This window comes from Micromonospora sp. S4605, from assembly GCF_003176715.1.
In the GTDB taxonomy this organism is placed as follows: domain Bacteria; phylum Actinomycetota; class Actinomycetes; order Mycobacteriales; family Micromonosporaceae; genus Micromonospora; species Micromonospora echinaurantiaca.
On sequence record NZ_QGSW01000237.1, the window covers coordinates 26457 to 41762 of the forward strand.

The 15306-nt window shown below is 69.5% G+C and carries 4 protein-coding genes; all 4 read right to left on the reverse strand.

Going from position 1 to position 15306, the window contains the following annotated elements; translation table 11 throughout:
- Positions 1–77 precede the first annotated feature (77 nt).
- A complete protein-coding gene (locus tag DLJ47_RS20485) occupies positions 78–2228 on the reverse strand; it encodes a UvrD-helicase domain-containing protein (protein WP_109901749.1) in 2151 nt (716 codons plus the stop codon).
- A 110-nt stretch (positions 2229–2338) separates the two neighbouring features.
- Entirely contained in the window at positions 2339–3265 is a 927-nt protein-coding gene (locus tag DLJ47_RS20490; protein ID WP_146228155.1) for a hypothetical protein, read from the reverse strand.
- 87 nt (positions 3266–3352) lie between these two features.
- A complete protein-coding gene (locus tag DLJ47_RS20495; RefSeq protein WP_146228156.1) occupies positions 3353–9973 on the reverse strand; it encodes an SNF2-related protein in 6621 nt (2206 codons plus the stop codon).
- A complete protein-coding gene (locus tag DLJ47_RS20500; protein ID WP_109901755.1) occupies positions 9966–15173 on the reverse strand; it encodes a RecQ family ATP-dependent DNA helicase in 5208 nt (1735 codons plus the stop codon). The genes DLJ47_RS20495 and DLJ47_RS20500 overlap by 8 nt, the downstream gene beginning before the upstream one ends.
- Positions 15174–15306: the final 133 nt, after the last annotated feature.

The following is a 15306-nucleotide window of genomic DNA, read 5'->3' on the forward strand; positions in this document are numbered from 1 at the left end:
TCTCCCAGTGCCGATTGCGACCAGTGAAGCCAACGTCTCCGTCTCCTACTACCACCGGGCCGTAGCCACTCTGCCGCTCAGCCGGCGTCGCCTGCCGACTCCAGGAACGGGCTGGGCGATCCACTCCATAAAACGTGCAGGGCCTCCCGTGCTCGGGTGCTCGCAACGAAGAGCAGGCAGCGCTCCCGGAGCATGTCGCTCTCATGCTGCAGCGGGTCCACCTCCGGGGGCGTGACCTCCTTCGCGAAGGGCACCGCGCGGGCCGTGACACCAACCACGGCGACGCACCGGAACTCCAAGCCCTTCATCGCGTGCATGGTCGCCAGCCGCACCCCGTTGACCTCCGCGCCGGGCTGGTCCCGCACCCGGACGGCCGGAATCCCCGCCCCGGTCAGCTCGTCGTACACGTCATTGAGCGACGTGTTGAACCGCGCGCAGACGGCGATCTCGCTTGGTTGGATGCCCTGCTCCAGCCACTCCCCTACCCGCTTGACGAGCGCCGCAATTTCGGCCTGGGATGTCGGATATCCCTGCGCGTGCGGCCGCTTGCCATGCAGCAGTGAGCGGTATCCGGTGAGGCTGTCCTCGCCCTCGCCGCCGAGTTCCTCGACCCGCGACCCGACGAGCACCCCGGCGGACCAGGACAGGATCTCCTCGGTGCTGCGGTAGTTGATGCGCAGCCTGCTGCTGCGGCCGGCAACCGAGATGCCGAGTGCGTTCAGCGAGACCCGGGAGTCGTAGATCTTCTGGTGAGGGTCACCGGTGATGAACAGATCGTCGGGACCCGGCACCACCGCCGCCCGTAGCACCCGCCACTGCGCGGGATGCAGGTCCTGGGCCTCGTCGACCACCACGTGGTCGAACCCGTGCGCCGCCAGGTCGGCACCGTCGAGCAGTTGAGCCGCCCGCGCGCAAACCTGAAGATGGGTGGTGCTGCCGGCAGCCCTCAGCTCGGCGGAGAACATTTCCACCGCCTCCCACACCCGGTCGCGCTGTCGCGCGCCCAGAGCCGACCCGCGCCCCCGGCGGCTCACCTCGCGGTACGCCTCACGGCTCCGCACATCCTGCGCGAGGATGACGTGCCGAAACTCCTGGGCCAGGAACTGTTCGGTCCAGGGCAGGGTCAGACGCCGGCATACCCGCCGCCAGATCTGCCGCTCGTCAGCATCCCCGATCGGGGTCGGCACCCGCCCAGCCAGGGCACGCACGGCTCGGTTGGCGAAGGCGTTTACGGTGGTCACCTCTACCCGCGCCAGCTGCTCCTCGTCGCCGAGCAGCAGCGCCAGGTTCTCCCGCAGACTCGCGGCCAGGGCATTGGTGTACGTGGTGAGTAGCACCCGGGTATCGGTGGAGCGCGAGAGCAGATGCTTGACCCGGTGCAGAGCGACCACGGTCTTCCCGGTGCCGGGTCCGCCGGTCACCTGCGCCGGCCCCTTGTACGACACCCGGTATGCGACGCGCTGCTGTGACGGGTGCAGGAACACCCGCCACGCGGCGAAGGGCTTGTCGAGGATCTCGGCCAGTTCGTCGGGTCGGGTCACCAGCATGATGCGACTGGTCGTGTTCGCGATCGCCGCCGCCAAGGTCTCGCTCGGCTCGGGCGGGGCGCCGGCCGGCCGGCGCTCAGCGACCAAATCGCGGTAGACCTCATCTGGAGAAAAGCCCTCGGCGAGATACTGCAGAACCTCGAACTGGTCCTCGGGCAGCAGCGCGCCGAACGCCTCAAGCTGCGGCTTGTCAACGACCGTCCGAACCGCCCGCAACACCTGGTCGTCGATGCCGAGATCGCGGAGCACCTTGTCCGAGTGCCGGGCGAAGAGCAGTGTGGGCGCTTGTGCCGCCGCTTCCTCCAGCGCCGGCGTCAGCTGCTCGATGGCGGTCACGTTGCGGACTTCCAAGGCGCGCGTCGCGGTGTTCACCGTGTAGAGCCGCTTCGCCGCCCAGGTGTACGCGCCGTCGTGAGGCACCACGTTGAGCAGGAGGAACGTGTCGCTGCCGTCGTCCGGAGCCAACACCACCCCGCGCCAGAAATCATTGATCCGGATGGTCCGCATCCGTAGGTCTCTGGCGTTGTTGACCGACTCCAGATGCAGGCCCTTGTCGGCGTACAGCTCGGCGATGGTGAGCTGCTGGAACTTCTCCATCGCCTTACGTACGCCGGCCTTGACCGGCTTCTCCAGTACGTCATAGCTCTGCCAGAAGCTGTTGGCGAAGGCGAGCTGCGGCACAGGCGGACCTCCCGGGTGGCACGGTGGCGGCGGACGGGGACACTAGCGGCCACGACATCAGTGGTGCGCGTGCGGCGCCCCTCGACAGCAGGTCAACAGGTTCGCTACGGCTACTGGGCCTCTTCGGTGTAAACGGAACGGAGCGCGGCGTACGCCTCCACAACCGCGAGCGTGTGGTGCGCCAGTCGATCGGACTCATCCTGCGACCCTCCCGCTCCTGCAGCACCGAAGCCGGCCAGCACATCTCCCGCGCGTCGTGTGGCCTCGCGAATCTCCTGCTCCCTGGCGAACTCGTCGCCCGCGTCAGCCAGGGCCTCGAACGCCGCCTTCCGCCTGGTCAGCTCGGCCTTTCCATCGTCGAGCGCCGCTGCCGCCCGCTCGCGCTGGATGGCCAGGTCACGAACCGCCGCACTGTCCGCTGGCAGCTTGCTGGTGTCCTGCTGGTCAAGGTCTTCGATGACCTTCCGGATGTCCTGCTGCCGGCCCACCAGGCGAGCTGTGTCCCACAAGGCGCGCGCCAGCGTCTCGCCGGCCTCTGCTTGTGGAATCAGCTGCTGAAATGCTTCTGTTCGCCGGTCGATCCTCTCGGCGAGACGGGCGATCTTGTCGAACTCCGATCGGTCATAGGAGTGTTCGAAGATCACGTGTTGGTCGGGGGAGCGTTGAAGCTGTTCCACCGTCAGTTCATCCGACGAGTTGACGAATCGGATGAAGAGGATCAGGGCGAGGATACTGAGCCCGATCCTCACCGGCCAGGGAGCGCCTGCGACACAGAACCCGAGGGCGCCGATGGCGGCGACCAGCACCATCAGGAAGCGAACCGCGTCACCGCTCGACTTGACCTTGGTGGTTGCCGGCACGACTGTTCGCGATACGCGATCGGCGTCGTCCGGTTCGCTCTTGCTTCCCGACAGTGTCATCGGCCGCAGCGCGACGACGGTCCGCTCCCTCTCCCGACCGATCCACAGCGCGAACGGTGGCTCTTTGCTAGGCAATCTTCTCTCACATTCATCTGACCGCGTCACGATCGTCACCACGACGTCGATGTGTCATTACGCCCCCAGAGACGATCCCCGTACGGCGGCGGATCGTCTCTGTCGCACGTCCTTCATCTTTCTGCCGGCTCAGGTGCTCTCCCCCAGCATGCGCATCACCCTTAGCAGCTGCTCACCCTCCAGGGCCACGACGAGTCGCCCGTCCTTGTCCAACCGTTCCAACGTCCACCTTCCCTTGTCGCGGCGCACCGTGACCTGGACGTGCTTCCCGACGCTGTGCCAGGCAGCGCCCCGCAACGACACGCCGAACTTCCCACGCTCAAGCAGCCCGACCTTGCGAAGGCTGCGGCATGCAGGGCAGCGGCCGTCGGGTCCGGCCACGCAACTGCCACACAGCCGTCCGCCACACAGGGTGCAGGGACGCACGGCGTCAGGGCAGGCGGCGCAGGTCGCGGTGAGACACGTACTGCACAGTTGAAGCCACCTGACAAGGTGGTGTCGCCTGCAGGCTGCTGCCTCACGTAGTTGCTCACCGGTCGCGGCATCGGTCACGAAGCCGGTGGTCTGTCCCGCCGGTACCGCGTAGCGGACCCGGATCATCTCGCCGGTGGGCAGGCGCCACTGCTCCTCCACAGACAAGCCGACCGCGATGTCGACCTTGGGAACCTGGTGAGCCGTCACCCGAGCACGCAGCCCGTGCACAACGGGATGTGGCAGGCTGACGCCTGCCGCGGGGGCGCCGGGCTTGGCGTGGGGAACGATCGCTGCGACGGCCGTCGCAGGCGAGAGCGCCGTCCGACGCGGCTGCCCGAACGGCTGCCGGCTGACCGCGGGGGATGTACGACGGGCCATCAGGCGGGCCCGCAGAATCATGGGTCCCTGGATCTGCTCGACCTGGGTGTGCGCAATGACCGACACCAGAGACCGTTCCCCGAGCAACTCCACACCGAGTGCCGCCCGGAAGAGGTCCATCTCGGTCTTCTCGGTGAGCCGGTGCCAGGTTGACCTGTCACCATCCCGGCACACGCCGAGCAGGGCGTGCTGCCCGACGGCCGCGACCACAGCAGTCCAGCCGTCCATGGCCGCGTAAGCGATGACTTCCGGCTCGGGATACCACCCGTCGCCCGCCCAGGGCGGCGCCTCATCCGGCGTGGTCCAGTCCACTCGCTCCTCGTGGATGGCGCTCCCCACCGCACGGCGTCGCACGAGTCCGTTGGACGTGAGAGCGAGCGTGACCTCGGTGTGCTGTTGGCAGGCGGCGGCGACCGTGCCGGGCGGTGAGGTGGCGAGCGATCCGGTGAGCCGCCGCATCGCCTGACGTTGTGAGGCCGACGACGGCGTCGGCACCGGTACCTGTGCCGCGCCGTTCAGTGCCACATCGAGAGCACCGATGAGGTTGAGGTCGAGGTCGCCTGCGCTGGGCCGGGTGGTCAACCCGCGGGCGTTCCCGGCGTGCCGGCCATCGGCTGTCTGCATTTCCCATTGGAAGGTGGTGCCGTGGCTCTGGTCGAGCACCAGCCAGTCGCTCCGGGTGGGGGCTGTCTCGGGAGTGACGGCGCGCAGAGCGACGTCACCGTGGCCGAATCGGTGGGCGGCTCCCAACCGCAGCCGCAGCAGATACTCGTTGTCGTCGGTGACGGTTTCCCAGCGGTGCACGCCGGAGGGCGAGATGAGGGCGATCTCCGATCGACTGGCGCCGTGCAGCACCACCACGGTGCCACCAGCATCTTCGCCGACCAGCACGGCGAGACCGTCGGCGCACAGGGCGGCCGGCAGTCCACTGATCTGCTCCTGGCTGGCGGGGGTGAGATGTTGGCAGGTGAGGCAGAGCGGGCCGGGACCGCATGCCTGGCAGACATCGCGACCGCACAGCTGGCAGATGTGGACCGGCAGGTGGCGGGAGCACTCACCGCATGAGTGGTCTCCGCAGCGCGCACACCGGGTCACCGCCACCGTGGACGGGTCATTCGACCGGCAGCTGCCACAGGCGGCCCGCTGGCAGGACACGCAGTCGGTGATGCTGCCGCCGTCACCGCAGCAGGGCCCGTACGCCCGGGCGCAGACGGGGCAGCCGGAAACCTGCTCGTGCTCGATCAGGTGTCCGCCGCTGTCCACGTACACCTGCCCGCGCGCGGGGGTGCCGTCCGTTAGCGTGGCCGCGATCGGCTCGCCGGGGGCAACGAGAGCCCGCCCGGTGCTCAGGCGCGCGTTCAGTGGCGCGGCCGGCGCAATCAGGTAGCGCCGGTTCGCCGTACCGTGCGGTGACCGCCATTGCTCGTCGATTGTGATGCAGTCGGCGACGGACACCGGCGCGACGGGTTCTGCTAGCCCGTGGAGCACTGCACGGAGGGCTTCATCGTCGGCTAGCTGGGCGCCGGCGAACTCCTGGTGGCCACTGTCCACGGCGAGGAATCCCGTTTCCGCGTCACCCGTTGCCTGCTCCACCAACGTCCGGCGGGTCTCCACCGTACGTTTCACCGTGACCTCCGTAGCCGCGGAGCTGTATTGCAGGTCCGCTGCCGGTGGCGCGGACCATGGATGCCGGACAACCACCCGGTTCGCTGGCAGGCCGGCCGCTGCCACCGTCCGCGCGAGGTGTTCCTCCGCCCGGACAGTCGCCTCGGGAAGCCCGGGAACGAAGAGGGTGCTGCTGGAGGTCCCGTCCGTCAGCAGGCACAGGTAGGAGCGGTGCAGGCCGTCCACCTCCACGCGGACCGGACCCACGACGGTTGCGGCGACCGGCCGGCAGAACGGTGCCACCTCGTGCCGGCTAACCTGCAGCGACTGACGGTCCTCCCAGGCGAGATGCGGTGTCCGGTCGCCGTCATGCCAGAGCTCCCGGTAGACGAACCGGCCATCGCGGATGTCGACCCGCCGCACGACCGCAAAGGGCATCGCCGCCACGGCCGGGGCCGGCGGCGCTGGTTGACGACGACGCAGGTCGGCCAAGAGCGCGGCGAAGCCGGCTTCGTTCTCGGCGGCAACCGGCGGGCCGGTGACCTCCGGCAGCATCTCGACCAGCGCACCGTCGATCGTCGCCCCAGTACCAGGCTGCCAGGTCCACCACGCCGACGGTGACACCTCCGCCCACACACTGCCGGCCGTCAGGTCCGCTGGGGTGACCTTTGGGGCCGCCGCGACCAGGCCGGTGCCGGCGGGTAGCCGCAGCCGGTGAGCGAGGCCCCGCAGCCGCGCCCGAGCCGGGTCCTGGACGTCCGCTGCGGGCACCAGCGTCTGCCGGTCACCACGTCCGTCGACGAGCACGGCGTGGCGCTCCCCGACCAGCAGGTAGGCCGCGCCACCCAGGCGCCAACCGGTCTCCCATTCACTGTCCAGCTCCGCTGCGCGCTGCGGCCGGACGCAGCCGGTGCACAGCAGGCCACCCGTACGGCAGGTGGCGCAGGATCCTCGATTGCAGCCTCGGCATTCCTGCACCGTTCGCTCGGGGCCGCACGCCCCGCACCAGTCGGTCTCGCAGGTCTGGCAGGCCGACAACGCTGACCGATCAACGACGTGACCGCCGCCGCACAGAGTCAGGGTCGCGAGCGGCTCGCCGGTCGCCTCGCAGGTCAAACCGTGCTGAGCGAGGTTACCCGTCCACGGGTACCGCAGTTCCCGAGCGGTGCCGTTGGCGTGTTCCCAGCGTTCCACCACCATCAGTCGGTCCGAGCCGTGCATCTCGAGGGTGAGCAGCTCGGCGCGCAGTTCTGTGTCCACCTCGGTGGGTGTGGGTCGACGGGCCGCCTCGATCGCCCGGTTCAGCTGGCGTTCCCGCTCCTGCAGCTCGTTGTACGCCTCGTAGGCACCTCGTTTGTGCCAGCTCTCCTGCGCCTCTTGCCAGGCCTTTTCCGCCGTCCTGAGCTGCTTCTCCAGGTTCGCGACGAGCGCCTCCTGCGCCTCTCGCTGCCGGCGCTGCTCGGCTTCCCGCGCCTCCCGCAGGGTTTGCCGCAGCTTCACAGCCGCGTGACCGTCGATGGTCTCGAGGACGTCCTTCTCCGCCATTTCCGTGGGCATCGGCGCCCCGTCGGGCAGCGGTGCCCGACGCCGGTTGATGTCGACGGCCGGTCCGACGGCAACACTCACCAGTTGCTGGTTGCCGCTCGTGGCGCCCTCCTGCACCCGGTACGTCGCTCGCGCGGCCCACTCGTCCACCGGCTCGATGTGACGTTTGACCAGCTGTACGTCCGGGCTGTGGGCGATCACCGGCCGCTGGTGCACGTCGGGCAGCTCGGCCACGGTCCCGGCCAGGTCACCGCGCTCACGCAGCACCTCCAGCAGTTCGTCGAAGAGCTCGGATCCGACGACGCAGAGCTGTGCCTCGGGGTGGTGGTCCAGTGCGGCGTTGGTGAAGGCGAGGACGAGCTCGCGACGGCCTCCCAGCGCCTCGGCGAGGTCGTCAGGCAGGGTGGCGACGGTGAGCCCTTCCGAGGGCTGGCTCAATGTCGCACCGGCCGACGTCAGGAAACGCGCGACGAACCGCTCAAGGTCCTTCTGTCGGCGGCGCGGACGCTTCGAGGCCTGGGGCAGCAGTTCTCGGGCCTCCGGTTGCGCGGCGCGCTTGCGCCGCTCTTCCTGCCGTTGGGCGAGCCAGTCGCTCAGGCCGGCGTCGGCGGTCATCATGGTCATGGCCCGACTGCGGGCCTGCTCCAACTGGTTCCCCAGTTCGTCCAACCGGCGCTGCATGGTGGCGTCGCTCTTGGCGTAGAGGGCCTCCAGCACCCGGTTCTCCATGCTGGAGTCCTGCGTGCCCTCCAGCTCACCGAGCACGGTCACCACCTGCCCGAACAGCAGCTCGAACATGGCGAGCTTGTCGTGCAGCAGGCGGTATACGGCCTCGTCGAGGGTGTCCCGGGCGAACAGGTTCGCGATGTGCACGTCACGGGTCTGGGTGAGTCGGTGCACCCGTCCGATGCGTTGTTCGACCCGCATCGGGTTCCACGGCAGGTCGTAGTTGAGCACGCAGTTGCTCACCTGCAGGTTCTGACCCTCGGCACCCGCGTCGGTGGAGACCAGCACGCGGGCTCGGCCGGACCGGAAGTCGGCGACCGAGGCGCTGCGGGCGGCATGGGTCATTCCGCCGTGGAACGGCGCGGCGCTGATTCCAGCGCCGTCCAGCAGCCGGAGAATCCCGGTCAGGGTGTCCGTGTGCTGGGTGAACATCAGCACCCGTCCGTGTTCGTCGAGCCAGCGCTGGACGACCTTCAGTGCGGTCTGCTCGCGGGAGGTGTGCCGGATGTCTCCCGCCAGGTGACCGATCTCGGCGAGGACCTCCCGCAACTGCCGGTCCGGTTCCCGCTCGGCCATCCGCAGAGCGCTGCGGGACACCGCCTGCGGGGACGCGGTCAGCCGCAGCGCGAGTTGCCGGCGCCGCATGGTGTCGGCCGGACCGGTCATCCGGTGCCGCAGCGTGTGCAGGAGGAGGTCGTAGAGCTGGCGCTCCGGCGGGGTCAGCACGACGCCGTGGTCCTGCGGTGGCATCCGGTGGACCCGATCGACCCCCGCCTGCTGTCGGGTGGTTCGTACCACCACGCTGCTGATCAACTTACGCAGCTCTACGGCGTTCACCGGCCGCCGCGGGTCCGCCCGGTCGACGAAGCGGCGCGAGAAGTCGTACTCGGAGTCGAAGGTGCCGGGGCGCAGGAGCTCGACCAGCCGGTACAGCTCCAGCAGGTTGTTCTGGACCGGGGTGGCGGACAGGAAGAGTGCGCGGGGTGCCTTCGCGACGAGTCCACCGACGATCTCACGGGTACGTTTCGCGCCCGCGCCGGACAGGCGGTGGGCTTCGTCGACGATGACCAGGTCGAACCGCTTTCGGAACCGTTCTGCGTTACGGAGCACAAGCTGCAGGGTCATGATGACGCGGTCCTGCTCGAACGCTCTGGCGTCCTGGCCGCTGGCCACGACGGTGAAGTCCTCGTCGAACTTGTCGCGCAGCTCGTCGCGCCACTGGTCGCGAAGCGGTGCCGGGCAGATGATCAGGATCCGTTGCGCCAGCCCGCGGAGCATGAGCTCCTTGAGAATCAAACCTGCCTCGACCGTCTTGCCGAGACCGACCTCGTCGGCGAGGATGCCCCGCCCGCCCATGCGGGTCAGGACCGTGCGGGCCGCCGCCTCCTGGTGCGGCATGTGTTCGATGTGTGCCGCGTCGATGGCCAGCAGCTCGTCGAACTGGTCCAGGGTTGCCAGGCGCTCTCCCTCCAGCCGCAGCTCGACCGCGTCGGCCGGATCCCAGCCACGGTTCTTGAGCGCACTCACGGCGTGGTTCCGGGCGCTCTTGAGAAAGCCGATCTGGCCCTGCCAGGCGTATTCCTCGCGCTTGCGCAGGCGGTATCGACTTCCGGTGCTGGCTCGGCGCCGAGGGCTGGCAACGGAGCGCGCAGCCGCTGCGCCGCTGGCCGCGGGCGTGGCTCGCGCGGCCACGACAGCGCCCGGAAGCCCCGCAGCGAACGACAGATGGGCTCCCGGCGCGGAGACGACCAGCCGCAGCGGGCCGTCGCCGCGGCGCTCCAGTCTCAGCAGGCCGCCTACTCGAGCTGTGTCCTGAAGGTACTCGGCCAACGCCTCGCCGTGCAGGCGTCGCCGGCCAGCGACCCACGCAACGGCAAGCGACTCGTCGTCCACGACGAGAGCCAGGTCTGCGGAGTGGCTGGGAAGCCCGAGCCGGGTCTGCTCGACCGGCCCCAGGGAGATTTCCCCGTTCTCCAGCAGTTCGGCCGTGATGGTCCGCTCGACACTGACCAACTCACCCACGCCGTCCCCCCAACCGTTCCCGCCCGGCACCCGTGATCGCCAGGCTGGTGTAACTCCTGCCGTCCCTGCTCACCTCGTCAGAAACGAGAAGCCCTTCAGTGATCAGGCGAGCGGCCGCCTCGTCCCAGCGCCGTTCGGCCCCCCGGATGTAGCGGAGGGCACCGAACTGGGGGCAGCGCCGCAGACCGGCACCGATGGGATGACCGCCCGGCAGCACTTCCGCTCCCAGGACGGCCGCCCGCAACCCGACCGCCCCATAGCGGCCGGTCCGCAACGTCGATGCCCACGCCACCGCCTGCAGGACGGTCAGCTCCACGTTGACCAGGTGTTCCGGATCCGGCACCGCCGAGGCGGGAAGATCATGCCACGCGGGCCTCCCCCCGCAGACGTCGCACGCCTCCCGCTGATCTCCGCAGGCGTAGGCGGGGAACCCGAAGTAACGGACGATGTCGGCACGTCGGCACCGTGCGCTCCCGACGTACGAGATGACCGCGTTGAGCTGCTCGCGCTGCCAGGCGCTCCACCGGCGGATCTCCCGCGTCAACCGGGCGCTGTCCACCTTCCTCGTCCTGAGCCGGAGCCGGCGGTAGCGCTGTGACGAGGAGAACGTGACCAGTCGGTCGAGCGACCAGGCGACCAGGTCGCGCTCCAGTTCGTCGGGGTCGATGCCGTGTTCCTGCTGGAGCCGGTCGAAGTCGATGCGGCTACCGACCTGAGGCCGCAGCCGCAGGAGCACCGACATCTCCCGGAACCGGCGTCGCTGTTGTTGATCCTCCGGCTCCCGGACGCCCACGTGAACGGTGCCGCGCGCCGAGCAGTCCGGCAGCAACTCCACCGCGCCGGCGCGTTCCAGCCAGCCCAGCAGGACGTTGAGCTCGTCCGGATCGATGCCGGCCGCGTCGGCCAGTTCCTCCTGGTGGAACACCACGTCCCCGCCGCGCGTGCCCTGATCGCCCAGCAGGCTCAACACACGCTGTGTCAGCGCACGCCGGTCGGTGTCCGTCGCCTCGGCCACCTGCGCACGCCGTCGGGCGATGTCACCGCCGCTGTAGAGCAGGACGCATTCCCCGCGCAGCTCCGGGGCCCGTGCGGCACGACCGGCCTCCTGCACGTACGCGTCGAGCGACTCGGGCAGGTCGTAGTGCACTACCCAGCCGACGTCGGGCTTGTTCACGCCCATCCCGAAGGCCTTGGTGGCCACGATGATCTGAGTGGTGCCGGCGAGGAAGTCGTCCTGGACGGCTTCGCGCTGCTCCGGCACCATGCCGGCGTGGTAGTGACGGGCGGCCAGCCCGGCGCGTCGGAGCAACGCCGCGATCTCCTCCGTGACGGCTCGGCGCGACGCGTAGACGATGCCCGGCGCGGAGCCCATGACGGTGGCGATGCGGAGCAGTTCCCGGGCACGTTCCCGTTCATCGGCGACCTTGGTGACCTGGAACCGAAGGTTCGGGCGGTCGGAGGGCAGACTGACCGTGACGGGGTCGCGCAGCTCGAGGGTGGCGATGATGTCCTGGACCACCGGCGGGGTTGCGGTCGCGGTCAGTGCCATGCGTGGTGCGCGGTCGAGGTGAGCCACCGCCCGGGAAACCTGGCGGAATTCGGGCCGGAAGTCGTGTCCCCAGTCACTGACACAGTGCGCCTCGTCCACGACCAGGGCAGCGAGGTCCTGTCGTTCCAACGCCACCCGCAGCACCGGATCCCGCACCAGCCGCTCCGGCGACACGTACAGCAGCCGCACCTTGCCCGCCGCGAGGTCCCGGAGGATCTCGGTGCGGACGGTGGCGGGCGTGCTGCCGGTGATGCCCTGTACGCCGCGCAGGCCCCGACGCCCGCGTAGGTCGTCGAGTTGGTCCTTGATAAGTGCGACGAGAGGGCTGACGACCACGGTCGCTCGGTCCTCGGGACGCAGCAGCGCTGGCAGTTGGAAGCAGAGCGACTTGCCGGTGCCGGTGGGCAGGATGCCGACCGTGTCAACGCCGGCGAGATGGGCCAGCATCAGCTGCAGCTGCGGTTCCCGCAGCTCCTGCACGCCGAACAACAGGCGCGCGCCTTCCCGCAGCTTCGGCTCCGGGTCCTCACCCGGCACCAGCCGCAGCCGTTGCAGGATCGCGTCCACCTCGTTGCCCGCCAACGCCAACGCGTCGCGCAGGTCCGGTTCCTCGCCGGTCACGAAGCGCAGGGCGTAGCGCCAGGCGTCGTCCCGGTCGACGGCGTGGTACAGCTCCGGCCCGGGGAGCGTGGACAGCAGCATGCGGTTGGCGGTGCTCGGTGACTGCATACGTCGATCGCCGATCAGCGCCACGCCCCGGTCGGTCTCGCTGCGGATCAGTCGGCCGAAGCCCTGGGCCAGCAGCACTGCCGTCTTGGGCACCACATAGTCGAGGAAGGGGTCTCCGCCCCGGTCCGCGATGGCACGGATGCGTGCGCTGACCACGGCGTCATCGGGATGGGGGTAGGGCGGTTTCTCGATGACCAGGTAGCTCAAGGTCTCGCCCGGAGCGTCGAAACCCTGCCAGTACGAACGCAGCCCGTAGACCACGGTGCCGGGATCGGCGCGGAACCGGTCGGAGATCTCCGTCCGGCCGGCCTCCCCCTGGACCAGCAGTCGCACGCCGCGGTCGGCGAGGGCGTCGCCCTGCTGCCGGACGAGCTGCGCGACGCTCGCCATCCGCCGTCGCGCCGCGAACAACGTCATGGCCCTACCACCGGTCAGCGACAGCAGTCCCACCTGGTCCCGGGCGAACTCCTCCACGAACTCCTGTTCCTGGCTCGGAACGGGGACCGGGAGGTGGTTGGTGAGGACAACTGCGGACTGGGTGGCGTAGTCGAACGGGCTTCGCAGCTGGCGTCCGTCGAACACCCCCGGCTCACCGCTGCCGGGCGCGACCCGGATGCTCAGGCGGGAGGCGACGTAGTCGAAGGTGCCACCTGTGGTGAGGGTGGCGCTGGTCAGGGTGACGCTTCGGGCCGGGCGGACCACAGCGTCCGCGAAGGCGGGGCCGACGTCGATGGGAATGCACTCGAACGTCCAGTCGGACTGGGCATCCCCGCTCTCGTCCTCGGACGGAACATCGGAGGCCAGCTCGGCCGAGAGGCGGTACACCCAGAGGTGTTCGTCCGGCAGGGCGCGCAACCGCCAGAGCACCTGCACCTTCTCGGTGACGGCCTGGATCAGCCCGGAGAGGCGGGACGCCACGGTTCGAAGCAATGGGTGGGCGCCTTCGTTGCTCTCCCCTGCTCGCGCTCGTGCGGCGGTCTCCACCGCGGCCAGTTCCTTCTTCAGCTCGCCCAGGCGGTGGCTGGTCTGCCGGACCTCTTCGACGAGCTGTCGATATTCCGGCCGGGCATAGACGACCCCACTGCGGGGAACTGCCGTGCGCGCCGCCCCGCCGTATTCGTGCAGGTAGCGCAGGACCGCGGTGGTGAGGCTGTCGCAGTGGCGGCGGAGTTGGCGGGCCATGGCGGGCAGTTGACGTCCCGCGCCTAGGTCGATGCCGGAGGCAACCAAGCGTCGAAGCTGTCGGTCGAGCCCGTTCCGCCCATCGAGCCGGGTGGCGAGATTGAGTAGTTCCCGACGGCTGGTCTTCTCCGTCCATGCGCTCGTAAGCGAGTCCTCGAGGTCGTGAGCTTCGTCGAACACCAGGTCGCCCGCCCCGTCGGCGAGGACGTCGCCGGGACTGCGCACTCCTTGCTGGGCGAGCCGGGCCCACGTGGCGATCAGGGCGTGATTCACGGCCAGTACGCCCGGGCGCTCCCTCATCCCGTTAAGCCGCTGGAAAAGGGGACAGCTCGTCACCCACGGACAGAGTTGCCGTTCGCAGGAGCGCGCGTCGGTCCGAAGCGTGTCGCGGGTGGTCCGATAGGCCGGTCGCCGACTGCTGAGGTTGGTGTCCGAGATGTCATCCCAGACTCCTGTTTCGCTGACGGCGAGGCCGCGGATTGCTACCGCCAGTGCCAGCCATTGATCCGGCTCGGCCTCCTCGTCCGATCCGTCGAGCGCCGCACCGATCTCCCGTGGGCAGATGTAGTTGGCGACGCCGAAGAGCTGGCGGAGTGGGGTGGAGAAGAGTCCCTGGTCCCGCAACCGGGTGACGTCGCGGCGCAGCTGCTGCTGCAGCACCTTGGTGGCGGTGGCGATTACAACCGGCCGATGCTCACCGCTGGCGCGTCCGCCGGCCGGCGTGAGGTAGGCCAGGGACTTCCCGGTGCCCGTCGGTGCCTCGATGGCAAGCAGCCCACCGTGGTCGAGCACCTGGGCGACTGCCACCGACATCTCATGCTGGGCCGGCCGTGCGGCATAGCCCCATTCGCCCAGGCGGCCGAAGACCTGACGAACGGCCTCCCCCGCCGACCGGAACTCCTCACCGAGCGGCTGGATCAGCGGATCCTGCGCGCAGGTCAGCCCGTCCCGGGCGCGCTCGGGTAGCGGGCCGTCCGGCAGCAGCCGTGCTACCGCGGAGCCGGCCGCCGCCAGGCACGCGCGGGCGAGCTGCCAGGACGGCTCCGAAGCATCGATGAGCTCGATGATGGCGGCCAGGCATTCCGCTGCCGCCGCGGCGTCTCCGGCGAGGTCGTCTCCGGTGGTTGGGACGTCGAGGGCTGCACACAGTTCCCCGAGTCGTTCCGCCGGTCGGGTGGGGTCCTGCAGCAACGCCAGCAGCCGCAGATCCACTCGAACGTCCGGAAGACCGTCGCGTACCTGGTGCGGCACCTTTGACCAGTCGATGTCGTAACCCACCACGCATGCCGCTCCGGCGGCAAACGTACGCAGCTCGTCAGGTCGCTGCGCAACTGCGGGGAAGTGCCGGGACCTTCCGTCACCCATGCGTACGGCGACCAGCTCCCCATCGACACTCGACTGATCGACAGCGATAACAATGCAGTCAGCGAGCGCGATGGGCATTGGCAGCGGCGTACGCCTCCACGCCGGGACGGTCGGACGGCCCGGCGGCTGCGGCCGCTCGTCGGCAGCTTGGGGCGAAGCCTCGACGACGGTCTGGGACGGAACAGCGAGACGGCCCTGGTCGTCGAGGACGAACGCGCCCGGGAACCGTTGCGGCAGCCTCGCCAGCCGGGCGGGGGCGACCACGATTCCGCTGGCGCGAAGGAGCGTGGCCACCTCCTCCGGGGGCAGCGGGCCCCGCTGCAGCAACAGATCGCTAGCCGCCGTGAGATTCGGCGGCATCATCGGCAACACCATCTACTTCCCCAGACCCCCGTGCAGCCCAACCTTCGCCGGGCAAGGGTCGGAAACACCGGCTGGAGCGCCGGGGCCGGCCTCACCGTTCAGGTTCCGGCCCTCGTCCGAACCACCTCCGCTCGGCATTCTGACC